This window comes from Streptomyces tropicalis, assembly GCF_029269835.1.
In the GTDB taxonomy this organism is placed as follows: Bacteria; Actinomycetota; Actinomycetes; order Streptomycetales; family Streptomycetaceae; genus Streptomyces; species Streptomyces tropicalis.
Genome location: NZ_JARJBB010000017.1, coordinates 1 through 23,219 on the forward strand (window position 1 = coordinate 1; position 23,219 = coordinate 23,219).

General features: G+C 71.9%; 15 protein-coding genes and 1 tRNA gene. 6 read left to right on the top strand and 10 right to left on the bottom strand.

The window, feature by feature from the left end; all coding sequences use genetic code 11:
* The first annotated feature begins 249 nt into the window (after nucleotides 1-249).
* Nucleotides 250-2,760 (top strand): aminopeptidase N, encoded by a 2,511-nt coding sequence (gene pepN / locus P3H78_RS25590; RefSeq protein WP_276111511.1) that lies wholly within the window; start codon nucleotides 250-252, stop codon nucleotides 2,758-2,760.
* 593 nt (nucleotides 2,761-3,353) lie between these two features.
* Here pepN and P3H78_RS25595 read toward each other — a convergent pair.
* Nucleotides 3,354-3,971, bottom strand: coding sequence for a GNAT family N-acetyltransferase (locus P3H78_RS25595; protein WP_276111512.1), 618 nt, complete (start codon nucleotides 3,969-3,971; stop codon nucleotides 3,354-3,356).
* Nucleotides 3,972-4,136: 165 nt separating this feature from the next.
* Between P3H78_RS25595 and P3H78_RS25600 the strand changes: the two genes are divergently transcribed.
* The 3 genes from P3H78_RS25600 (at nucleotide 4,137) to pyk (ending at nucleotide 8,791) form a co-directional block, all read left to right on the top strand.
* Nucleotides 4,137-5,501, top strand: coding sequence for a pyridoxal phosphate-dependent decarboxylase family protein (locus P3H78_RS25600; protein ID WP_276111513.1), 1,365 nt, complete (start codon nucleotides 4,137-4,139; stop codon nucleotides 5,499-5,501).
* Entirely contained in the window at nucleotides 5,498-6,925 is a 1,428-nt protein-coding gene (locus tag P3H78_RS25605) for a lysine N(6)-hydroxylase/L-ornithine N(5)-oxygenase family protein (RefSeq protein ID WP_276111514.1), read from the top strand. Before P3H78_RS25600 ends, P3H78_RS25605 begins: the two co-directional genes overlap by 4 nt.
* A 429-nt stretch (nucleotides 6,926-7,354) precedes the next feature.
* Nucleotides 7,355-8,791 (top strand): pyruvate kinase, encoded by a 1,437-nt coding sequence (gene pyk, locus P3H78_RS25610; protein ID WP_276111515.1) that lies wholly within the window; start codon nucleotides 7,355-7,357, stop codon nucleotides 8,789-8,791.
* Between the two features lie 10 nt (nucleotides 8,792-8,801).
* Here the strand turns inward: pyk and P3H78_RS25615 are convergent, their stop codons facing one another.
* Both P3H78_RS25615 and P3H78_RS25620 read right to left on the bottom strand, forming a co-directional pair.
* Entirely contained in the window at nucleotides 8,802-9,575 is a 774-nt protein-coding gene (locus P3H78_RS25615) for a transcriptional regulator (protein ID WP_276111516.1), read from the bottom strand.
* A gap of 106 nt (nucleotides 9,576-9,681) precedes the next feature.
* A tRNA-Leu gene (locus P3H78_RS25620) sits at nucleotides 9,682-9,756 on the bottom strand.
* Between the two features lie 107 nt (nucleotides 9,757-9,863).
* Here P3H78_RS25620 and P3H78_RS25625 point away from each other — a divergent pair.
* Nucleotides 9,864-10,535 (top strand): ANTAR domain-containing response regulator, encoded by a 672-nt coding sequence (locus tag P3H78_RS25625; RefSeq protein WP_276111517.1) that lies wholly within the window; start codon nucleotides 9,864-9,866, stop codon nucleotides 10,533-10,535.
* 76 nt (nucleotides 10,536-10,611) lie between these two features.
* Here P3H78_RS25625 and P3H78_RS25630 read toward each other — a convergent pair whose 3' ends face one another.
* The 7 genes from P3H78_RS25630 to P3H78_RS25660 form a co-directional block, all read right to left on the bottom strand.
* Nucleotides 10,612-11,328, bottom strand: coding sequence for an ABC transporter ATP-binding protein (locus P3H78_RS25630; RefSeq protein ID WP_276111518.1), 717 nt, complete (start codon nucleotides 11,326-11,328; stop codon nucleotides 10,612-10,614).
* Nucleotides 11,325-12,275 carry an ABC transporter ATP-binding protein gene (locus tag P3H78_RS25635; RefSeq protein ID WP_276111519.1) on the bottom strand — a complete coding sequence of 317 codons (951 nt, stop codon included), beginning with the start codon at nucleotides 12,273-12,275 and terminating at the stop codon, nucleotides 11,325-11,327. The genes P3H78_RS25630 and P3H78_RS25635 overlap by 4 nt, the downstream gene beginning before the upstream one ends.
* A gap of 6 nt (nucleotides 12,276-12,281) precedes the next feature.
* Nucleotides 12,282-14,180 (bottom strand): branched-chain amino acid ABC transporter permease, encoded by a 1,899-nt coding sequence (locus P3H78_RS25640; RefSeq protein ID WP_276111520.1) that lies wholly within the window; start codon nucleotides 14,178-14,180, stop codon nucleotides 12,282-12,284.
* A gap of 4 nt (nucleotides 14,181-14,184) precedes the next feature.
* A complete protein-coding gene (locus tag P3H78_RS25645; protein ID WP_276111521.1) occupies nucleotides 14,185-15,114 on the bottom strand; it encodes a branched-chain amino acid ABC transporter permease in 930 nt (309 codons plus the stop codon).
* A gap of 126 nt (nucleotides 15,115-15,240) precedes the next feature.
* Nucleotides 15,241-16,464 carry a branched-chain amino acid ABC transporter substrate-binding protein gene (locus P3H78_RS25650; protein WP_276111600.1) on the bottom strand — a complete coding sequence of 408 codons (1,224 nt, stop codon included), beginning with the start codon at nucleotides 16,462-16,464 and terminating at the stop codon, nucleotides 15,241-15,243.
* A 708-nt stretch (nucleotides 16,465-17,172) separates the two neighbouring features.
* Nucleotides 17,173-17,661 (bottom strand): PaaI family thioesterase, encoded by a 489-nt coding sequence (locus P3H78_RS25655; RefSeq protein ID WP_276111522.1) that lies wholly within the window; start codon nucleotides 17,659-17,661, stop codon nucleotides 17,173-17,175.
* Nucleotides 17,662-17,708: 47 nt separating this feature from the next.
* A complete protein-coding gene (locus P3H78_RS25660) occupies nucleotides 17,709-19,988 on the bottom strand; it encodes an FdhF/YdeP family oxidoreductase (RefSeq protein WP_276111523.1) in 2,280 nt (759 codons plus the stop codon).
* 176 nt (nucleotides 19,989-20,164) lie between these two features.
* On the opposite strand from P3H78_RS25660, the gene polA reads away from it, so the two are divergent.
* Nucleotides 20,165-22,891: a DNA polymerase I gene (gene polA, locus P3H78_RS25665; RefSeq protein ID WP_276111524.1), complete on the top strand. Its 2,727-nt coding sequence runs from the start codon at nucleotides 20,165-20,167 to the stop codon at nucleotides 22,889-22,891.
* Nucleotides 22,892-23,219 lie beyond the last annotated feature (328 nt).

The window sequence follows — 23,219 nt, forward strand, 5'->3', positions numbered from 1 at the left end:
GGCACCCCGCACCCCGCCCCCGGCGTCCCCCCGCCCCGCGACGGCCACCGGTCCGCGTCCGCCTAGGCGTATTGACCTGAAGCGTCGTGTATGGACCCGCAGCGTCGTTCGCCCGCAGGGCGGGCGGCGCGACGCAGACGCGACGTTGCGGACATGCCCCGGGTCCCGGCGCCGCGGAGCGGACGGGACTCCGACGACAGGACCCGGCTCCCGATACCCCCTCGTCCCGCCGCGGGGACATCGGGCAGCATGGCGTCCATGTCCGTTCTCACGCGCGACGAAGCGCAGACCCGTGCCCAGCTCCTCGACGTCCACCGCTACACGATCGACCTCGACCTGACCACCGGGGACGAGACGTTCGACTCCGTGACCGTGATCCGGTTCGACGTGCGCCCCGGACTGGACGCCACGGACACCTTCGTCGAGCTCAAGCCCGCCGAACTGCGCTCCGCCACCCTCGACGGACAACCCCTCGACCCCGAGAGCCTGGCCGAGGGCCGACTGCCCCTGAAGAACCTGGCACCGGGCGGGCACGAACTGCGCGTCGACGCCGCCATGCGCTACTCCCGCACCGGCGAGGGCATGCACCGCTTCACCGACCCCACCGACGGCGAGACCTACGTCTACACCCAGATGTTCATGGACGACGTGCAGCGCGTCTTCGCCGCCTTCGACCAGCCCGACCTCAAATCCGTCTTCGAGCTGACCGTCACGGCCCCCGACGGCTGGAGCGTCCTCGCCAACGGCGTCACCGAACACCTCGGCGGCGGACGCTGGACGGCCGCCCCCACCCCGCCGATCTCCACCTACCTCGTCGCCGTCGCCGCCGGCCCCTGGCACTCCGTGCGGACCGAACACGCCGGCCTGCCCTTCGGCATCCACTGCCGCCGCTCCCTCGCCCCCCACCTCGACGCCGACGCCGACGAAATCCTCGACATCACCCGCGCCTGCTTCGACCGCTACCACGAGAAGTTCGAGGAGCCCTACCCCTTCGACTCCTACGACCAGGCCTTCGTCCCCGAGTTCAACGCCGGCGCCATGGAGAACCCGGGCCTGGTCACCTTCCGCGACGAGTTCGTCTACCGCTCCGCCGTCACCGACACCGAACGCCAGACCCGCGCCATGGTCGTCGCCCACGAGATGGCCCACATGTGGTTCGGCGACCTCGTCACCCTGCGCTGGTGGGACGACATCTGGCTCAACGAGTCCTTCGCCGAGTACATGGGCTACCAGACCCTCACCGAGGCGACCCGCTTCACCGACACCTGGACCGACTTCGCCGTCGCCCGCAAGAGCTGGGGCTACGACGCCGACCAGCGCCCCTCCACCCACCCCGTCGCCCCGGACGCCGTCCACGACACCGCCTCCGCCCTGCTCAACTTCGACGGCATCTCCTACGCCAAGGGCGCCTCCGCGCTGCGCCAACTCGTCGCCTGGCTCGGCGAGAAGGACTTCCTGGCCGGCATCAACACCCACTTCGCCCGCCACCGCTTCGGCAACGCCGGCCTCACCGACTTCCTCGACTCCCTCGCCCACCGCACCGACCGCGACGTGCACTCCTGGGCCGAGTCCTGGCTGCGCACCACCGGCGTCGACACCCTCACCGCCGCCGTCGACGCACGCGCCGGCGAATGGACCCTCACCCTCGGCCACGACGGGAGCCGCCCGCACCGCGTCACCGTCGGCGTCTACGACCGCGACCTCAGCGACGGCCGCACCCTCGTCCTGCGCGAACGCTACGAGGCCGACGTCCCGCAGACCGGCACCGCCCCGCGCCCCGGCGCCCGGCCCGCCCTCATCGTGCCCAACGACCTCGACCTCACGTACGCCAAGCTCCGCCTCGACGAGGCATCCCTGGAGACCGCGCTGCGCGGCATGTCCGGCATCCCCGACGGCCTCACCCGCGCCGTCGTCTGGAACACCCTGCGCGACATGGTCCGCGACGGCGACCTCGCCCCCGCCGACTACCTGGCGACCGCCACCGCCCACCTCACCGAGGAGCGGGACCTCGCCGTCGTCCAGGGCGTGCTCGCCTTCGCCTCCGGGCACGTCGCCGACCGGCTGCTGCCCCCCGGCGAGCGGCCCGCCGCCCTCGACGCCCTCACCGACCTGTGCCGCGACCTCATCCGCCGCACCGAGGACGGCGACCACCCCGGCCTGCGACTGACCGCCGTCCGCCACCTCGTCTCCACCGCCACCCGCCCCGGCACCCTCGCCGCCTGGCTCAGCGAGGGCACGGTCTCCGGCGGCCCCGAACTCGACCCCGAACTGCGCTGGCGCATCCTGGCCCGGCTCGCCGTGCTCGGCGCCACCGACGAGGACGCCATCGCCGCCGAACTCGAACGCGACCCGAGCGCCACCGGCCAGGAGGGCGCCGCCCGCTGCCGCGCCGCGCTCCCCGACCCCGGCGCCAAGCAGCGGGCCTGGGACGCGATGTTCGCCGCCGACGAGCGGACCGACCTGTCCAACTACCTGTTCACCGCGACCGCCCAGGGCTTCTGGCAGCCCGAGCAGGCCGACCTCGTCAGCGCGTACGTACCCCGCTACTACGACGAGGCCGTCGCCGTCGCCGCCCGCCGCGGACCCGCCATCGCCGACGCGGCCGGCCGCTGGGCCTTCCCCGCGTACGCCGTGGACGCCGACACCCTCCGCCTCGGCGAGACCTGCCTCCGCGAGTCCGACCCGACCCCGGCCCTGCGCCGCAAGCTCGTCGACCAACTCGACGACCTGTCACGCGCACTGCGCGTCCGCGAAGGCTGACCACCACGCGGCCGCACGTGAGCGGCCCCCGGACGGGACCCGGCCCCCGGACGGGACCCGGCCCCCGGACGGCGGCGCTCGGACGGTGGCGCGCGCCCGGTGGCGCTCGCCCGGCCTCCGCCCCGAGACCGGACGGAGGCCGCCCGGGGCCGTCCGGCCCCGGGCACGTGGCAGGGCCGGCCCCGGGCACACCGCCGGGCGCGGCCGCGCGCCTGTCCGGACGGGCATCACGCCGGCCCCCGGGCCGCCGCGGGCCCCGCCGCCGGACGACGCCTTCGGGCGGTCCCGAGGCGGGTCCCCGGCCCCGGGCGTGCCCCCGCAGGGCTCCCCGGCACCGCCCGAAGGCGTCACGCCGGGACGACGAGAGGCGCGTCCCGGGGACGGCCCGCCCACATCCGGGCGGCCGAAGGCCCCGCCGCTCGGGAGACGCCCCCGAGGCGGCAGCGGGCCCCTCTCCGCCCGGGCGGCACGCATGCCGTCCGGGCGGCACGGAACCGCCTCCCGGGTGGTGCCCGGACGAGCCGCCGGACCCCCACCGCAGGGCCGCGCCGGAGGACGGCCGCCCGCGTCGCACGCCAGGACAGCCCCCTGCATCACCCCGTCCCGCCCTCCCGGAGCAGCTCGGCACGGCGGGGGGCCGTCTCACGGGGACCCGGGCGGCGGTTGCCGGACCGAGGGCCCAGGTCCGACGGGGCGTGCAGAGTGAAACCCAGGCGCTCCAGGAACCGCTCACCGGGACGCCAGCCCGGCGGCACACTCGCCGTCACCCGGGTCACCCCCTCCGCCCGCGCCAGCAGCGCCTCCGCCACCGCCCGGCCCAGACCCCGCCCCCGCGCCCACGGCGCCAGCAGGAACAACCCCACCGCGACGGCCCCCGGCACCGGGTGGTCGCACACCGCGTCCACCACACCCGCCACCACACCGTCCCGCTCCACCACCAGCAGCACCTTGTCCTGCGGACCCGCCCCCTCCGGCAGCGCGTAGTACAGGCTCTGCACGTCACCCGGAGCCGACGGCAGCCCCGTCGCCGCCTCGAACCAGTCCTCGCACTCCTCGAACAGCGTGAGCAGCGCCCCCTCGTCCGCCGGCTCCGGCTCCCGGACCAGCACCCGTTCCCCGGGCACGTCGACCGGCCACCCCGGCCCGCCGGCACCTCCCCGCAACCCGGCCCGTCCCGCAGCGCTCCCACCCGCACCCACCTCGACGTCCATCCGGCACTCCCTTCCGCTCACGTTCGCCGCTCACCACACCCGGTCCCCGCGGAACCCCGCGGAGCAGTACCCACTTTCGGTTCCGATCGTTGGACTTTCCGGGCACGCCGCATCCCATGCCTCCACCCTGGAAGTCCGCGTGCCCAGCGCCCCGGAGGACCGCCGATGAGTACGCCACCCCTCGCCTCGGGCCCCCAGGGCCCCGCCGCCCTGAGACCCCTGCTCGACACCGTGCTCGACGCCCTCGACGGCGGCCGCACCGCCCGCGGGGGACCACTGCCCGCCGGCGGCCCGGCCGCCGTCGCCGCGCGCATGCGCGACGCCCTCGGAGAGACACTCCCCGACGAGGGCGACCCCCACGCCCTCCACACCCTCGTCCACGCCCTCGCCGAAGGATCCGCCGACCCCGCCGACCCGCTCTGCACCGCCCACCTGCACTGCCCGCCGCTCGCCGTGGCCGCCGCCGCCGACCTCGCCGCGAGCGCCCTCAACCCCTCCCTCGACTCCTGGGACCAGGCACCCGCCGCCTCCGCCCTCGAAGCCCTCGTCACCCGCGACCTCGCCCGGGAGGCCGGCCTCGCCGACGCCGTCGTCACCACCGGCGGCACCGAGTCCAACCAGCTCGCCCTCCTCCTCGCCCGCGAGACCCACCCAGGACTCCGCCTCGTCTGCGGCGCCAACGCCCACCACTCCCTGCCCCGCGCCGCCTGGCTGCTCGGCCTGCCCGACCCCGTCGTCGTCCCCGCACCCACCGGCACCCTCGACCCCGCCGCCCTGCACACCGCCCTCACCGGACTCGGCGGCCCCCGCGGCTCCGTCCTCGTCGCCGCGACCGCGGGCACCACCGACGCCGGCCTCATCGACCCCCTCCCCGAGATCGCCGGCCTGTGCGCCGCCCACGGCGCCCGGCTGCACATCGACGCCGCCCACGGCGGAAGCCTCCTGTTCAGCGACCGGCACCGGGACAAGCTCACCGGCCTCGAAGCCGCCCACACCGTCACCCTCGACCTGCACAAACTCGGCTGGCAGCCGCTCGCCGCCGGCATCCTCGCCGTCCGCCACCCCCGCGACCTCGCCGTCCTCGACCGGCGCGCCGACTACCTCAACGCCGACGACGACACCGAAGCCGGCCTGCCCGACCTCCTCGGCCGCTCCCTGCGCACCAGCCGCCGCCCCGACATCCTCAAGATCGCCGTCACCCTCAGAACCCTCGGCCGCCGCGGCCTCGCCACCCTCGTGGACCAGGTCTGCGCCCGCGCCCGCGAGTTCGCCGACCTGATCCACCACCACCCCGGCTTCGACCTGCACGACCGGCCCACCATCAGCACCGTCCTGTTCCGGCCGTCCGGCGCGTGCGACGAGGCCGTCGCCGCCGCACGCCGCACGCTCCTCACCGGCGGCCGCGCCGTCCTCGGCCGCGCCCGCCTCGGCGACCGCCTCTGGCTGAAAGCCACCCTCCTCAACCCCGCCGTCCGGCCCGACGACCTGGCCGCCCTCCTGAAACTGGTGGAAGGAAGCACCCCCCGATGAACCCGATCCCGCACCCCCCGCTGCACGCCCCCGAGACACCCCGCGACCTGGTCGGCATCGGCATCGGACCGTTCAACCTCTCCCTCGCCGCCCTGGCCCACCCCCTCGCCGAGGTCGACGCCGCCTTCTACGACCAGCGGCCCGCCTTCGAATGGCACCCCGGCCTGCTCATCGAGGGCGCCCGCATCCAAGTGCCGTTCCTCGCCGACCTGGTCACCCTCGCCGACCCCGCCAGCCCCTGGTCCTTCCTCAACCACCTCAGACTCCAGGACCGGCTCTTCCCCTTCTACTTCGCCGAGCGCTTCCACATCCAGCGCGCCGAATACGACGCCTACTGCCGCTGGGTGGCCGAGAGCCTGCCCGCACTGCACTTCGGCCACCAGGTCGACGCCGTCCGCTGGAACCCCGAACGCGACGTCTTCGAAGTCGACTTCACCCGGCTCGACGCCGACGGCGAGATCGAGGCCCTCGGCCGCACCTACACCCGCAACGTCGTCCTCGGCATCGGCACCGAACCCCACGTGCCCGAACCGCTCCGCCCCCTCGCCGACGCCCCCGGCGTCCCCGTCGTGCACGCCGCCGACTACCTCGACCACCGCGACGCCCTGCTCGCCGCCCGACACGTCACCGTCGTCGGCTCCGGACAGTCCGGCGCCGAGATCTTCCTCGACCTGCTGCGCCGCCGCCCCGCCGGCCGGGAACAACTCCACTGGATCGGCCGCACCGCCGCCTTCGCCCCCATGGAGTACTCCAAGCTCGGCCTGGAACACTTCACCCCCGACTACACCCGCTACTTCCACGCCCTGACCGAACCGGTCCGCGACCAGCTCGTCACCTCCCAGTGGCAGCTCCACAAGGGCATCGACGCGGACACCCTCGCCGCCATCCACGACGAGCTCTACCGCCGCACCCTGTACGGCGGCTGGCCGGACGCGGTCCTCACCCCGGGCGTCCGCGTCCGCACCGCCGGCCGCGTCGCCGCCACCCAGGTCGAACTGCACCTCGAACACGTCGAGCAGGGCACCCGGTCCCGCCTCACCACCGACGCCGTCGTCCTCGCCACCGGTTACCGCGAACGCCCCCTCGACGGCGTCCTCGCCGGCCTCGACCCCTACCTGCGCCGCGACAGCAGCGAACGACCCCGCGTCGACGAACGCTTCCGCCTCGTCCTCGACCCGTCCGTCACCGCCACCGGATGCCAGATCTACGTCCAGAACGCCGAACTGCACACCCACGGCGTCGGCGCCCCCGACCTCGGCCTCGCCGCCTGGCGCAGCGCGACCATCCTCAACGCCGTCACCGGCAAGGAGCCCTACCCGCTCCCCACCCGCACCGCCTACACCACCTTCGGCCTCGCCCCCCAGCACCGGATCCCGCCCCCCGGCCGCCCCGCGACCGTCACCCCCCTCGTCGATCGCCGCTGACCCGCCCCGGCCGGAAACGGGCCGGCGGCAGGGACACCCACGCCGGGAAGCCCGGAGTGCCGGCCCGCGTCAGCCGCCGCCCCACCGACGCCAAGCCCTCCGGCTTCAGCACCCCCGTCGCGAGCATCCCTGCGCGACCCGGCCGGGTACGCGATGCCGAATGCCGATGCCGCAGACCGGACACCCCGCAGGTTGCGATCCGGTGACCGACCGGTCAAAAAACGCGCCAACGGTGACAGAGTGGGGCGTATGACCTCAGCACCCCGTCGCAGCACACGACCCCCCGCCGCAGCACACGACCCCCCGCACCCACCCGGCGCAGCACACCCGAGCACACTTCAATACTTGTCAACAACACGTCACTCAAAGGTTGTTGAGTAGTCACGCAGCACCGGACTCCTACCAACCGGTAAGGCCTAGGCTCACCTCATGCGCCGAGCAAAGATCGTCTGCACTCTGGGGCCCGCCACCGACACGTACGACCAGATCAAGGCACTGGTCACGGCCGGAATGGACGTCGCCCGACTCAACCTCAGCCACGGCAGCCACGCCGAACACGAGGAGCGCTACCAGCACGTCCGCACGGCCGCCGACGAGACCGGCCACAGCGTCGGCCTCCTCGCCGACCTTCAGGGCCCGAAGATCCGCCTCGGCCGCTTCCGCGAAGGACCCGTACTCCTTGAACGCGGCGACCCCTTCACCATCACCGTCGAGGACGGCGCCGAAGGCGACCGCCACGGCTGCGGCACCACCTACGCCGGCCTCGCCGCCGACGTCACCCCCGGCGAACGCATCCTCGTCGACGACGGCAAGGTCGGCCTCCAGGTCACCGCCGTCGACGGCGACCTGATCCACACCCGGGTCGTCGAGGGCGGCATCGTCTCCGACCACAAGGGCCTCAACCTGCCCGGCGTCGCCGTCTCCGTCCCCGCCCTCTCCAAGAAGGACGAGGACGACCTGCGCTGGGCGCTGCGCACCGGCTTCGACGTCGTCGCCCTCTCCTTCGTCCGCAGCGGACGCGACATCAAGGACGTCCACCGCATCATGGACGAGGAGGGCCGCCGCCTCCCCGTCATCGCCAAGATCGAGAAACCCCAGGCGGTCGAGGCCGTCGACGACATCGTCGCCGCCTTCGACGGCATCATGGTCGCCCGCGGCGACCTCGGCGTCGAAATGCCCCTCGAACAGGTGCCCATCGTGCAGAAGCGGGCGATCACACTCGCCCGGCGCAACGCCAAACCGGTCATCGTCGCCACCCAGATGCTCGACTCCATGATCGAGAACTCCCGCCCCACCCGCGCCGAGGCCAGCGACGTCGCCAACGCCGTCCTCGACGGCACCGACGCCGTGATGCTCTCCGGCGAGACCAGCGTCGGCAAGCACCCCGTCGAGACCGTCCGCACCATGTCCCGCATCGTCGAGGCCGCCGAGGAGGACCTCCTCGCGGGCGGCCTGCCGCCGCTGACCGAGAGCAACAAGCCCCGCACCCAGGGCGGCGCCGTCGCCCGCGCCGCGGCGGAGATGGGTGACTTCCTCGGAGCCAGGTTCCTCGTCGCCTTCACCCAGTCGGGCGACACCGCCCGCCGGCTCTCGCGCTACCGCTCGCCCATCCCGCTCCTCGCCTTCACCCCCGAGCCCTCGACCCGCTCCCAGCTCAGCGCCAGTTGGGGAGTCGAGACCTTCCTCGGACCGCACGTCGACTCCACCGACGCGATGGTCGACCAGGTGGACGACCTGCTCCTGAAGTACGGCCGCTGCCGGAAGGGCGACGTGGTCGTGATCACGGCGGGTTCGCCTCCCGGCGTCTCCGGCTCCACGAACATGGTCCGCGTCCACCACATCGGCGAGGACGACAGCCCGAAGTAGACCGGCGGGATCAGTGCTTCGGGCCGACGTGGAGGTCCATCAGCGCGACGGAGGCTCTGCGGGCGACGGAGATGTTGAACGGGATCCCACCCCGGGTGCACCGCGTCCAGGTGACGCCGAGCCTGTCGAGCGTGTCCGTGTAGAGCCGCCTGATGTCGGCCGAGACATTCGTGAAGAAGTACCGCGGGTACGTGTAGCGCCTCTGTTCCCCGCCGACGAGACGCGTCGTCCGGTTGGTCACGCGGCAGCCGTCGGAGTGGATCAGTCCGCGGACGAATTCCCACGGGTGGGCGTCCACGATGTCCTGCTGCCAGGATTCCAGGGCGATACGGCGCTCGTGCTTCCGGCCCGGACCGTGCTCCGGAAAGAGAAGGGGCCAGTGCCGGGAATAGCTGGTCACCATCGTGCAGCCCTGTTTCCGCGCGCCGTAGACGCCCACCCCCGGAATGACGCTCACGATCGCCTCCCGGCACTCCCGGATGAGTCCGGGCCACGCGTCGGCGCACGCGATCCTGAGGTAGTGGCCGGAGCGCGGGTGTGCGCTGATGCAGCCGTCGCCCAGGTAGAGGCCCAGCAGATAGGCGTAGGACCCGCCGGCGGCGTGCGGATCCGGGTCCGGGGTGGCCGAACGGGGCAGAGGGTGGAGGCGGTGCCGAGGGTGGAGGCGGTGCCGCCGGGAGCGGATGGCGGCGCGGGAGATGCCCGTCTCCCGGCTCACGGAGTTGAGGCTGCGGCCCTGCGCCAGGAGCGCGAGTGCTCGTTCACGCGCGCTGAGGTCGTACATGCGATCACTCTCGGCGCGTTGCTCCGGCGGCACGCAGCAAAAAGCGGAGGTTCACGAGAATGTGGACATCCGCTTTTCGGGTCTGACCTTGGAAATTTAGGAAAAGTGCCCCGGGTCGGATTCGAACCGACACTGTATGGGTTTTGAATCCATTGCCTGCTGCCAATTGGGCTACCGGGGCCCAACGAATCGAAGGTTACCTCTGACCCGCTGCCCGACCACCCTACCGCAGCTGGGTAGGCTCTTGGGAGCAGTAACTGTGCCTGCCCCGGAACAAGGAGCGCCCCCGTGACCGCCGAGTCGCCCCAGCCCGTAGACGTGTCCGACGACGACAAGTCGCACGTGCCTCCGCTGACGACCCGCGTGGTCATCGCCGAGGACGAGGCGCTGATCCGGCTGGATCTGCGGGAGATGCTGGAGGAGGAGGGCTACACGGTCGTCGGGGAGGCCGGGGACGGCGAGCGGGCCGTGGAACTGGCCCGGGAGCACCGGCCCGATCTGGTGATCCTGGACGTGAAGATGCCCAAGCTGGACGGGATCTCGGCGGCGGAGCGGATCGCCGAGGAGCGGATCGCGCCGGTCCTGATGCTGACCGCGTTCTCGCAGCGCGACCTGGTGGAGCGGGCGAGGGACGCGGGTGCGATGGCGTATCTCGTGAAGCCGTTCAGCAAGAGCGACGTGGTGCCGGCGATCGAGATGGCGGTGTCGCGGTTCACGGAGCTGAAGGAGCTGGAGAAGGAGGTCGCCGACCTCACGCTGCGTCTGGAGACCCGGAAGCTGGTCGACCGGGCGAAGTCGATCCTCCAGACCGAGTACGGCCTGACCGAGCCGGCCGCCTTCCGCTGGATCCAGAAGACGTCGATGGACCGGCGCATGTCGATGCAGCAGGTGGCCGAGGCGGTCATCCTGGACAGTGACGAGAAGAAGGCGGGGAAGGGCGGCACGGCCGACAAGGGCTGAGCCCGGCACCCCGTGACGACGAGGCCCGCACCCCGGTGGGGGTGCGGGCCTCGTGCGCTGTGTTCGGTGCGGGGCGTCAGTCCTCGCCGAGGTAGGCCTTGCGGACCGACTCGTCGTGGAGCAGGTGCTGCCCGGTGCCGGACAGGACGATGCTGCCGACCTCCATGACGTGGCCCTGGTCGGCGAGGGAGAGCGCGGCCTGGGCGTTCTGCTCGACGAGCAGGATGGTGGTGCCCTGCGACTTCAGTTCGGCGATGGTCGCCATGATCTTCTGCATCATGATCGGGGACAGGCCCATCGAGGGCTCGTCCAGCATGAGCAGTTTGGGCTGGGACATGAGGGCCCGGCCCATGGCCAGCATCTGCTGTTCGCCGCCGGAGAGGGTGCCGGCCGCCTGCTTGCGCCGTTCCCCGAGGATGGGGAAGAGGTCGTAGGCGCGCTGGATGTCCTTCTCGATGCCCGCCTTGTCCTTGCGGAGGAAGGCGCCGAGCTGCAGGTTCTCGGCGATGGTGAGGCGGGGGAAGATGTGCCGGCCCTCGGGGGAGTGGGCGAGTCCCAGGGCGACGATCTTGTGTGCGGCGACGCCGGTGAGCGGCCGGCCGTCGAACAGGATCTTTCCGGAGGTGGGCTTCAGGAGGCCGGAGAGGGTACGCAGGGTCGTCGTCTTGCCGGCGCCGTTGGTGCCGATGAGGGTGACGACCTGGCCGGCCTCGACGGTGAAGGAGATGCCCTTGACGGCCTCGATCTTGCCGTAGGCGACCCTGAGGTCCTCGACCTCGAGCAGTGCGGTCACGGGGTGTCTCCCTTGGTGCTGGCGGTGCTCTGCGGGCCGGTGCCGTCGGGTTCGGCGGTGTCCGGTCCGGTGTCCTCGCCGGCGGCCGGTGTCTCCGGCGGTGCCGGGGCGGCGTCGGTCTCGTCGGCGGTGTCGGTCTCTTCGGCGGTGGCTGCGGTGCCGGTGTCGTCGGCGGGTTCGCCTTCGAAGGGTTCGCCGAGGTAGGCGGCGACGACGCGTTCGTCGGCCTGGACGACCTCGGAGGTGCCTTCGACCAGCTTCTCGCCCTGGACGAGGACGGCGACGCGGTCGCACAGGTTGAAGATGAACCGCATGTCGTGCTCGATGACGAGGACGGCGATGCCCTGGTCGCGGATGGCGAAGACGAGTTCCTCGGTGGCGCGGGTCTCCTGGGGGTTCATGCCGGCGGTGGGCTCGTCGAGGAGCAGCAGTCCGGGTTCGCTGGCCAGGGCGCGGGCGATCTCCAGCTTGCGCTGCTCGCCGTAGGGGAGGTTGCGGGCGAGGTGGTCGCGCTTGTGGGCGAGGCCGATGAACTCGAGGAGTTCCATGGCGCGTTCCTCGCTGGCGCGTTCGGCCTTCTTGAAGCCGGGGCCGCGCAGCAGGGCGGACCAGAGTCCTTCCTTGGTGCGGGTGTGGCGGCCGACGAGGACGTTCTCCAGGACGGTCATGTTGGCGAAGAGCCGGATGTTCTGGAAGGTGCGGGCGACGCCGGCCTTGGTGACGAGGTGCGGCTTGGGCGGCAGCACCTTGCCCTGGTAGGAGACGGTGCCCTCGGTGGGGACGTAGAGCCCGGTGAGGCAGTTGAAGAAGGTGGTCTTGCCGGCGCCGTTGGGGCCGATGAGGCCGACGATCTCGCCGCTGTTGACGGTGAAGTCGACGGAGCGGACGGCGGTGAGGCCGCCGAAACGCATGGTGACGTCGCGGGCTTCGAGCACGGGTGTGGTCATGGTGGGTTACGCCCCCGCCTTGGTGACGGCCGGTTCGTCGGTCAGCGTCGTCTGTTGTGGTACGTCGAGTTGGCCGGTCTCGTGGAATTCGAGCTGGCGGCGGCGGTTGGCGATGATGCCCTCGGGGCGGAAGCGCATCAGCAGGATGAGTGCGACGCCGAAGGCGAGGAGCGACTTGTCCTGGAGGAAGACGAGCTTCTCGGGGAGGAGGTAGAGCAGGGCGGCGCCGAGGAGGGGGCCGGCCACGGTGCCCATGCCGCCGAGGACGACGGCGGCGAGCAGGAAGGCGGAGTTGGGGGGTGCGGCGCCGGCGAACTGGTAGGGGTTGGGCACGACGCTGTAGGTGACGTGGGCGCTGACGGTGCCGGCGAGGCCGGCGAGGGTGGCGCCGAGGGCGAAGGCGATGAGCTTGACGCGGAAGCCGTTGATGCCCATGGCGGTGGCGGCGGTCTCGTCCTCGCGGATGGCGATCCAGGAGCGGCCGATGCGGGAGTCGGCGGCGCGGGTGTAGACGAGGACGACGATGGCCATGATGAGGACCATCAGCAGGTAGTAGTTGGCGAACCGGCCGATGGTGAAGCCGCCGAGGTCGTGTGCGGTGCCGAAGTTGAAGCCGAAGAAGCTCAGGTCGGGGATGGACGGGATGCCGTTGGGGCCGTTGGTGATGTCGGGGCCTGAGACGCCGTCCATGTTGTTGACGGCGATGCGGAAGATCTCTCCGAAGCCGAGGGTGACGATGGCGAGGTAGTCGCCGCGCAGCCGGAGGGTGGGGGCGCCGATGAGGACGCCGAAGACGAGGGAGGCGGCTGCTCCGGTGAGGGCGGCGGCCCAGAAGGGGAACTGGACGCCGGAGAACTTGGAGAATTCGGAGCCGGAGACGAGGGCCGCGGTGTAGGCGCCGACGCCGAGGAAGGCGACGTAGCCGAGGTCGAGGAGGCCGGCGAGGCCGACGACGATGTTGAGGCCGAGGGCGACGGTGCCGAAGATGAGGATGTTGACGCCGATGTTGGCGTAGTGGTCGTCGGTCTGGGTGAAGGGGAAGAGGATGGCCGCGACGAAGCCCATGGCGAGGGCGAAGCCGCGGTGGGCGGCGACGAGGCGGGAGAACCGGTCGAGGAGGCCGGCGGTGTGCAGGGCCCAGACCGCGAAGACGATCACGACGAGGTAGCCGATGAAGGTCTCGCCCTCTTCGGAGGGGATGTCGATGCCGTAGGAGAAGATTCCGAGGCCGGCCATGGTGACGGCGGTGACGGCGAGCCGCTGGAGCCATCCCGGCACGGTCTGCGGGGCGGCGATGTGGTCGGGCTTGCCGATGTAGGCGTTGAGGAACTTGACGCCGGCGATGGCGAGTCGGAGCCGGGAACGGCCGTGGGCCTTCAGGTAGGCGGTGAACGCTTCCTTCGCCCTGCGGGTCTCGTCGGCGCCGGCCGGCAGGCCGAAGGCACCGATGACCGTGGTGAGGGAGGCGACGGCCGCCACGTAGCCGCCTGGTTCGAGGTTGACGAGTCCGCCGAGTTCCACCGCGATTGCGATGACGGTGTACCAGGTGACGCCGAGAGCACCCAGCGCGGTCAGGACGGCGGGGCCGGTGGGCCCGGCGGGGGCGAGCCATCCGAGGCCGCGGACGCCGTAGCCGGCGAGGGCGAAGAGGGCCACCAGAGCGCCGCCCACCAACGTGAGCCACTGCAGGCCGCCAGGGTATCCGTAGACGGTCAGGTCGCCGGGGAAATCGGCGGTCCAGGTCCAGGCGAGGAACGTTGAGGCAACGGTGGCGATGCCGCCGACGAGAGTGAGGGCGCGGGCCGCAGCGGCCGGAAGTGGGATGAGGCCCTGGCGGTCGGGCGCGATCACGGCGTCCGCTGACGGGGTGCCAGGAGTGTCGGGGGTCTTGGTCGTCTCGGTCATGTGATCACGCCCTGTCCGCGACGCGCTCGCCGAGCAGGCCCTGGGGCCTGAGCAGGAGCACGAGGATGAGGAGACAGAAGGCCCAGACGTTGGCCCAGCTCTGGCCGCCGAGCTGCTGCATGCCGGGGATGTTGTTGATGTAGGTGGCGGCCATGGTCTCGGCGATGCCGAGGACGAGGCCGCCGAGCATGGCGCCGTAGATGTTGCCGATGCCGCCGAGGACGGCGGCGGTGAAGGCCTTGAGGCCCATGAGGAAGCCCATGCGGTAGTCGATGTTGCCGTACTTGAGGCCGTAGGAGACGGCGGCGACGGCGGCGAAGAAGCCGCCGATGGCGAAGGCGACGACGATGATGCGGTTGGTGTCGATGCCCATCAGCTGCGCGGTGTCCGGGTCCTGGGCGGTGGCCTGCATGGCGCGGCCGGTGCGGCTCTTGCGGACGAACCAGGCGAGGGCGGACATGCACACGGCGGCGGCGACGATGAGGAAGATGTCGGCGTCCTTGATGGTGACGGAGCCGAGGTCGTGCGTGGTGTCGAGGCTGGGGAAGGCGCGGGCCTTGTCGGCGCCGGGGTAGAAGTTGCGGACGACTTCCTGGAGTGCCAGCGAGAGGCCGATGGCCGTGATCAGCGGGGCCAGTCGTGGGGCCTGTCGCAGCGGCCGGTAGGCGAATCGTTCCGCTCCGACGGCGACGAGGATGGCGACGATGCCTCCGCCGACCAGCATCAGGGGCACGGCGGCCCACATCGAGGTCCCGCCGGGCAGGATGTAGAAGTAGACCGTGAGGGCGCCGAAGGCCCCGGTCATGAATATCTCGCCGTGGGCGAAGTTGATGAGCTGGACGATGCCGTACACCATCGTGTAGCCGATGGCGATCAGCCCGTACATCGAGCCGAGGAGCAGCCCGTTGGCCAGCTGCTGCGGCAGGGTGTTCACCGCATGGCCTCCATGTCGCTGGTGGTCGTGTGCACTGGTGGAGTGCGGGGTCTGGGTGTGGAAAGGGCCGCGCGGTCGGGGTCCTCCTTCCGCGCGGCCCGTGCAGCGGTGTGCTGGTGGCCGGGATCAGCCGTTGAAGGTGCCGGTCTTCACAGCCTTCCACTTGCCGTTCTCGACCTGGTAGACCGTCAGCTGCTTGTTCTGGGTGTCGCCGTACTGGTCGAAGGAGACCTTTCCGGTGATGCCCTCGAAGTTCGCCTTCTGAACCCCGTCGACGACCTTGGCGCGCAGGCCGTTCTTGATGTCGCTGGGCAGCTTGCCGCCGTTGGCGTCCACGGCGGCCTTCACCGCCTTGATGATGGCGGTGGCGGCGTCGTAGGCGTAGGCGCCGTAGGCCGCGTAGTCGCCCTTGTAGCCCTTCGACTTGTACGTCTGGATGAACTGCTTGGCCGCGGGCAGGGTGTCCGCGGGGACGCCGACGGAGGTGGCGAGGTCGCCCTCGGAGGCCTTGCCGGCGGTCTCGATGTAGGTGGAGGCGAACATTCCGTCGCCGCCGAACAGCGGGATCTTGACGCCGGCGTCCTTGAGCTGCTTGGTGATCAGCGAGGACTCGTCGTACTGGCCGCCGTAGTAGAGGATGTCGGCGCCGGACTTCTTGATCCGGGTGACCAGCGAGCTGAAGTCCTTGTCACCGGTGTTGACGTGGTCCGTGCCGGCGATCTTGCCGCCGAGCTTGGAGAACGAGGCGTTGAAGATCTTCGCCAGGCCGGCGCCGTAGGTCTGCTTGTCGTCGACGACGAACGCCTTCTTCTTCTTGAGACCGTTGTACGCGTAGGTCGCCGCGAATCCGCCCTGGAGGGCGTCGGTGGTGGCGGTGCGGAAGTAGGTCTTGAAGGGGCGCTTCTTGCTGGTCTGCCAGTTCTTGCCCTGGGTCAGCTCGGGGTTGGTGTTCGACGGGGAGATCTCGACCATGTTGGCCGAGGTGAACACCTGCTGCATCGACTGGGCGACGCCGGAGTTCAGCGGGCCGACGGCGCCGATGGTCTTGTCGTCGCCGACCAGGCTGGTGGCGTTGGACTGGCCGGTGGCGGGCTGCGCCTTGTCGTCCAGCGCGTTGACCTTGAATTTCACGCCGGGAACCCAGTTGTTCTTGTTGGCGTCGTCCACGGCGATCTGGACGCCGTACTGGATACCGAGACCGGTGGTGGAGTTCTCGCCGGACAGGGGGGCGTCGACACCGATCGTCAGCGTGTTGCCGGACCCGCTGTCGCCGCTCTTGCCGTTGTCCCGGGAGCCACATGCAGTGAGGGTCAGAGCTCCGGTGGTGAGGACGGAGGTGAGGATCACCAGAGAACGCTGTCGCACAATCAGTCCTTTCCGCGGACCACCCTGTCCCCGTGGGGGACGACGGGCGCCGCGCCGGTACCGAACTCCCGATGGAGCGGTGACTGGCCGTGACTCTAAGCCCGGTATGCGGACATGGGCATCGGCGTGCGAAGGCTTGTGACTTTCTTGTTATGACGTGCTGGGGAATGCGCAGGGGCCACGGAGCCTCTCGGCCGTTTTGGCGGAATTTCCGCTCCGTCCACATTCTGAGAATCCGCACTTCCGCTTGGGCGCGGACCGGCAGGCGCGCAGACCGCGGCCCGGAGGCGGGAACGGAGCGGAACGGGCCGGTGGGGCGCGGGATGCCGAACGGGAATCCGGGGTCCGGCGCTGCGTGCGTGTTACGCAGCGTTACGGCGGAAAAGGCGGGAGCCGCATTCGGGGGGAATCCGGATCAGTCGGATACCGATGTCTCCGCGGCGGTCTCGCGTGTTGTGCCCGCCCGCGACGGGGGAGCGCGACCGGGTGCGGCCCTCGCGGCGGACGTCTGACGTGACGTGACATTTCGTGCGAGGTACGGGAGTTGCGGCGCGAAGGAGCGCGTGTGGGGTGGTGCGGAAGTGGGTGCGGCGGGGGCGTGCGGGAGGCGCTGCGGGGGAGGAGGTGCGCGGGGCGGGCCCGGCCGGGTGCGGTCCGGGCCCGCCCCGCGGGGGTGGCGGAGGGTGCGGTGGCTCAGCCGTCGGTCCGCGCGTGCGCCTCGTCGCCCGCCCGCACGTCGCGCAGCAGGCAGGTGATGCGCGCGCTGCACACCCGCCGCCCCTCCTCGTCACTGATCACGACCTCGTACGTCGCCGTGGACCGGCCGCGGTGCACCGGCGTGGCCACGCCGGTGACCAGGCCCGAGCGGGCCCCGCGGTGGTGCGTGCAGTTCAGGTCCACGCCCACCGCGATCTTCGAGGTGCCGCCGTGCAGCATCGACCCCACGGAGCCGAGGGTCTCGGCGAGGACGGCGGAGGCGCCGCCGTGCAGCAGGCCGTACGGCTGGGTGTTGCCCTCCACCGGCATCGTCCCGACCACGCGCTCCGCCGACGCCTCCAGGATCTGCACGCCCATGCGTGTCCCGAGGTGTCCCGCGGAGAACAGGGCCGGCAGGTCGACGCCCAGCGCGGCGTACTCGTCGATGACCTGCTGCGGGAACGTCACCTGCTGCTGCTCGCCCATGGTCCGGCTCCTGTCGTCGTGATCGGGCACTGCGACTGAGCGAACGCTCAGTCGGTCGCCGATTGTTCCAGACGGACCACCACGGACTTGCTGGCCGGGGTGTTGCTGGTGTCCGCGGTGGCGTCCAGCGGCACCAGGACGTTGGTCTCCGGGTAGTACGACGCCGCGCAGCCCCGGGCGGTCGGGTAGTGCACGACCCGGAAGCCGCCCGCCCGCCGCTCCACCCCGTCCTTCCACTCGCCGACGAGGTCCACGTACGACCCGTCGGCGACGCCGAGCTCCCGCGCGTCCTCCGGGTGCACCAGGACGACCCGGCGGCCGTTCCTGATGCCGCGGTAGCGGTCGTCGAGGCCGTAGATCGTGGTGTTGTACTGGTCGTGGGAGCGCAGGGTCTGCAACAGCAGCCGCCCTGCGGGCAGTTCGGGGTACTCCACCGGCGCGGCCGTGAAGTTCGCCTTCCCGGTGGCCGTCGGGAAGCGGCGCTCGTCGCGCGGCGCGTGCGGCAGGGCGAAGCCGCCGGGGCGGGCCACGCGCGCGTTGAAGTCCTCGAAGCCGGGGACGACCCGGGCGATCCGGTCACGGATCGTGGCGTAGTCCTGCTCGAACTCCTCCCAGGGCACCGTGCTGCCCTCGCCGAGCACCCGGCGCGCCAGCCGGCACACGATGGCCGGCTCGGACAGCAGCTGCGCGCTCGCCGGCTTCAGCCGGCCGTGGGAGGCGTGCACCATCCCCATGGAGTCCTCGACGGTGACGAACTGGTCGCCGCCGCGCTGGGTGTCCCGCTCGGTGCGGCCGAGCGTCGGCAGGATCAGGGCGCGCGCGCCGGTGACCACGTGCGAGCGGTTGAGCTTCGTCGACACGTGCACGGTCAGCCGTGCCCGCCGCATGGCCGCCTCGGTGACGTCCGTGTCCGGGGAGGCCGAGACGAAGTTGCCGCCCATCGCGAAGAAGACCTTCGCGTCGCCGTCGCGCAGGGCGCGGATCGCCCGGACGACGTCGTAGCCGTGCTCGCGGGGCGGGGCGAAGCCGAACTCCGTCTCCAGGGCGTCCAGGAAGGCGGGCGCGGGGCGCTCGAAGATGCCCATGGTGCGGTCGCCCTGCACGTTGGAGTGGCCGCGCACCGGGCAGACGCCGGCGCCCGGACGGCCGATGTTCCCGCGCAGCAGCAGGAAGTTGACGACCTCGCGGATGGTGGGCACCGCGTGCTTGTGCTGGGTGAGGCCCATCGCCCAGCACACGATGGTCCGCTCGGAGGCGAGGACCATCGCCAGCGCCCGCTCGATCTCCTCACGGGTCAGGCCGGTCGCGGCGCGCGTCTCCTCCCAGTCGGCGGCCCGGGCCGCCGCGGCGAACTCCTCGTAGCCGTGGGTGTGCTCGCGGACGAACGCCTCGTCCACCGCGCCGTCCGCCTCCAGGACCAGCTTGTTCAGCAGGCGGAACAGGGCCTGGTCGCCGCCGAGGCGTATCTGCAGGAACAGGTCGGTGAGCGCGGCGCCCGTGGTGAGGCCCTTGGGCGTCTGCGGGTTCTTGAAGCGCTCCAGGCCCGCCTCGGGCAGCGGGTTGACGCTGATGATCCGCGCGCCCGCGGCCTTCGCCTTCTCCAGGGCGGACAGCATGCGCGGGTGGTTGGTGCCCGGGTTCTGCCCGGCCACGATGATCAGGTCGGCCCGGTGGAGGTCCTCCAGCAGCACGCTGCCCTTGCCGACGCCTATGGTCTCCGACAGGGCCGAGCCGGAGGACTCGTGGCACATGTTCGAGCAGTCGGGCAGGTTGTTGGTGCCGAGCTCGCGGGCGAAGAGCTGGTAGAGGAAGGCGGCCTCGTTGCTGGTGCGGCCGGAGGTGTAGAAGACGGCCTCGTCGGGCGAGCCGAGCGCGGCGATCTCCTCGGCGACGATGCCGAAGGCGCGCTCCCAGCTCACCGGCTCGTAGCGGTCCGCGCCCTCCGGCAGGTACATGGGGTGCGTCAGCCGTCCCTGCTGGCCCAGCCAGTACCCGCTGCGGGCCGCGAGGTCGAAGACCGGGTGCGCGGCGAAGAACTCCGGGGTGACCCGGCGCAGGGTGGCCTCCTCGGCGACCGCCTTCGCGCCGTTCTCGCAGAACTCGGCGCGGTGGCGGTCCTCCGCCTCCGGCCAGGCGCAGCCCGGGCAGTCGAAGCCGTCCTTCTGGTTGACCCGGAGCAGGGTCAGCGCGGTGCGCCTCACGCCCATCTGCTGCTGGGCGATGCGCAGGGTGTGGCCGATGGCGGGCAGTCCCGCCGCCGCGTGCTGGGGTTCCGCGACCTGCGGGGCGTCCTGAACGGGATCGGCCTTGGGCGGCTTCGTTGCCATCACGGCGCTCCTTCGCTGGCACGGGTGAGGTCGGCGTCGATCCTCCCACGCGGCACCGGCGCCGATCCGCTCCGGTCGGCGCCGGTCCGGACCGGCGCACGGCGCGGGGGCGGGGGAGGGGCGGCGGGGGCGGTGCGCGGAACCGGGTGTCGGTGCGGCGTGGCAGGATCGGGGGCGTGGCAGAAACAGCAGCGAAGACGACCGACAAGACCCCCGGCGGCGCCCGGCCCCGGCTGATGCTCATGGACGGGCACTCGCTGGCCTACCGCGCGTTCTTCGCGCTGCCCGCGGAGAACTTCACGACCGCGACGGGCCAGCCGACGAACGCGATCTACGGGTTCGCCTCGATGCTGGCCAACACCCTCCGTGACGAGGCGCCCACGCACTTCGCCGTCGCCTTCGACGTGTCCCGCAAGACCTGGCGCTCCGAGGAGTTCACCGAGTACAAGGCGAACCGCTCGAAGACCCCCGACGAGTTCAAGGGCCAGGTCCAGCTGATCGGCGAACTGCTCGACGCGATGCACGCGCCGCGCTTCGCCGTCGACGGGTTCGAGGCCGACGACGTCATCGCCACCATCGCCACCCAGGCCGAGGCCGAGGGCTTCGAGGTGCTGATCGTCACCGGCGACCGGGACTCCTTCCAGCTGGTGTCCGAGCACACCACCGTCCTCTACCCCACGAAGGGCGTCTCGGAGCTGACCCGGTTCACCCCGGAGAAGGTCGTCGAGAAGTACGGGCTGACGCCGGCCCAGTACCCGGACTTCGCCGCGCTGCGCGGCGACCCGTCCGACAACCTCCCGGGCATCCCCGGCGTCGGCGAGAAGACCGCCGCGAAGTGGATCAACCAGTTCGGCTCCTTCGCCGAGCTGGTCGAGCGCGTCGACGAAGTCAAGGGCAAGGCCGGGCAGAACCTGCGCGACCACCTGGAGTCGGTCAAGCTCAACCGCCGGCTCACCGAGCTGGAGCGCCACGTGGAGCTCCCGAAGGGCGTCGCCGACCTCGCCCGCGCGCCGTACGACCGCAAGAGCGTCGCGCTGGTCCTCGACACCCTGGAGATCCGCAACCCCTCGCTGCGCGAGCGGCTCTTCGCCGTCGACCCCGGCGCCGAGGAGGCGGAGACCGCCCCGGTCACGGCGGACGGCGTCGAGCTGGACGGCACGGTGCTCGGCACCGGTGAGCTGGCCCCCTGGCTGGCCGGCCGGGACGGCGAGGTCCTCGGCGTCGCCAGCGTCGGCTCCTGGGCCCTGGGCACCGGCTCGGTCGCCGAGATCGCCCTCGCGGCACCCGGCGGAGCGGCCGCCTGGTTCGACCCCTCCCAGCTCGACGAGGCCGACGAGAGCGCGTTCGCCGCCTGGCTGGCCGACCCGGACCGCCCCAAGGTCTTCCACAACGCCAAGGGCGCCATGCGGGTCTTCGCCGAGCACGGCTGGCGGATCGAGGGCGTCACCATGGACACCGCCCTGGCCGCCTACTTGGTCAAGCCCGGCCGCCGCTCCTTCGACCTCGACGCGCTGTCCCTGGAGTACCTGCACCGGGAGCTGGCGCCGGCCGCCGCGGCCGACGGGCAGCTGGCCTTCGGCGCGGACGACGGCGCGGAGGCCGAGGCCCTGATGATCCAGGCCCGCGCCGTCGTCGACCTCGGCGCGGCCTTCGAGGAGCGCCTCCCGGAGGTCGGCGCCGCGGACCTGCTGCGGGACGTCGAGCTGCCCACCTCCGCCCTGCTCGCCCGGATGGAGCGCCACGGCATCGCCGCGGACCGCAGCCACCTGGAGGCCATGGAGCAGATGTTCGCCGGGGCGGTGCAGCAGGCCGTCAAGGAGGCCCACGCCGCGGCCGGCCACGAGTTCAACCTCGGCTCGCCCAAGCAGCTCCAGGAGGTCCTCTTCGGTGAGCTGGCGCTGCCGAAGACCAAGAAGACCAAGACGGGCTTCACCACCGACGCCGACGCCCTGGCCTGGCTCGCCGGCCAGACGGACAACGAGCTGCCGGTGATCATGCTCCGCCACCGCGAGCAGGCGAAGCTGCGCGTCACCGTCGAGGGCCTGATCAAGACGATCGCCGCGGACGGCCGCATCCACACCACCTTCAACCAGACGGTCGCCGCCACCGGCCGCCTCTCCTCCACGGACCCCAATCTGCAGAACATCCCGGTCCGCACCGACGAGGGGCGGGCGATCCGCCGCGGCTTCGTGGTCGGCGAGGGCTTCGAGTCGCTGATGACGGCGGACTACAGCCAGATCGAGCTGCGGGTGATGGCCCACCTGTCGGAGGACGCGGGCCTGATCGAGGCGTTCACCTCCGGCGAGGACCTGCACACGACCGCCGCCTCCCAGGTGTTCGGCGTCGAACCGTCGGCGGTGGACGCCGAGATGCGCCGGAAGATCAAGGCGATGTCGTACGGCCTGGCGTACGGGCTGTCGGCGTTCGGCCTGTCCCAGCAGCTGAACATCGAGGCGGCCGAGGCCCGCGCCCTGATGGACGCCTACTTCGAGCGCTTCGGCGGCGTGCGGGACTATCTGCGCCGGGTCGTCGACGAGGCCCGCGCGACCGGCTACACCGAGACGCTCTTCGGCCGCCGCCGCTACCTGCCCGACCTGAACAGCGACAACCGCCAGCGCCGTGAGATGGCCGAGCGGATGGCGCTCAACGCCCCGATCCAGGGTACGGCGGCCGACATCGTCAAGATCGCCATGCTCCAGGTGGGGCGGGCCCTGGAGGACGCCGGCCTCACCTCCCGGATGCTGCTCCAGGTCCACGACGAAATCGTCCTGGAGATCGCCCCCGGCGAGCGGGACGCGGTGGAGGAACTGCTGCGCCGCGAGATGAGCGGAGCGGTCCACCTGCGTGCCCCGCTCGACGTCTCCATCGGCGTGGGCCCGGACTGGGAGTCGGCGGCACACTGACGCCGGTCGCCGGCTCGGGGCCTTCCGGGGCCGACCCGGGGCCCCGGCTCGCCGCACGCCCGGGATCCGGTCGCCGGCCCCGGGGCGTGCGCGTCCGGGCGGCGGCCGGGCGGACGTACGGGCCGGTCGGCGGCAGCCGGGTGTGCGGGGGCCTGCTGGGGCAGGCCGTCGGCTCGGGACGTACCGGCCGACCGGGCGGCTTCCCGCGCGTGCCGGGGCTGCGGGGGCCGGTCGGCGGCTTCGGGGCGTGGAGGGGCGCCGGACGGCTTCCGGGCGTGGTGCTCGGGCGGTGGCTTCCGGGGCACGCGGAGGCGGCCGGCGGCTCCGA

Excerpts from the sequence above, each read along its gene's own strand:
- P3H78_RS25600 (WP_276111513.1), top strand. The coding sequence starts at position 4,137 with ATGAGTACGCCACCCCTCGCCTCGGGCCCCCAGGGCCCCGCCGCCCTG.
- pyk (WP_276111515.1), top strand. The coding sequence starts at position 7,355 with ATGCGCCGAGCAAAGATCGTCTGCACTCTGGGGCCCGCCACCGACACG.
- P3H78_RS25595 (WP_276111512.1), bottom strand. The coding sequence starts at position 3,971 with ATGGACGTCGAGGTGGGTGCGGGTGGGAGCGCTGCGGGACGGGCCGGG.
- P3H78_RS25635 (WP_276111519.1), bottom strand. The coding sequence starts at position 12,275 with ATGACCACACCCGTGCTCGAAGCCCGCGACGTCACCATGCGTTTCGGC.
- P3H78_RS25640 (WP_276111520.1), bottom strand. The coding sequence starts at position 14,180 with ATGACCGAGACGACCAAGACCCCCGACACTCCTGGCACCCCGTCAGCG.
- P3H78_RS25660 (WP_276111523.1), bottom strand. The coding sequence starts at position 19,988 with ATGGCAACGAAGCCGCCCAAGGCCGATCCCGTTCAGGACGCCCCGCAG.
- P3H78_RS25605 (WP_276111514.1), top strand. The coding sequence starts at position 5,498 with ATGAACCCGATCCCGCACCCCCCGCTGCACGCCCCCGAGACACCCCGC.
- pepN (WP_276111511.1), top strand. The coding sequence starts at position 250 with ATGGCGTCCATGTCCGTTCTCACGCGCGACGAAGCGCAGACCCGTGCC.
- P3H78_RS25615 (WP_276111516.1), bottom strand. The coding sequence starts at position 9,575 with ATGTACGACCTCAGCGCGCGTGAACGAGCACTCGCGCTCCTGGCGCAG.
- P3H78_RS25655 (WP_276111522.1), bottom strand. The coding sequence starts at position 17,661 with ATGGGCGAGCAGCAGCAGGTGACGTTCCCGCAGCAGGTCATCGACGAG.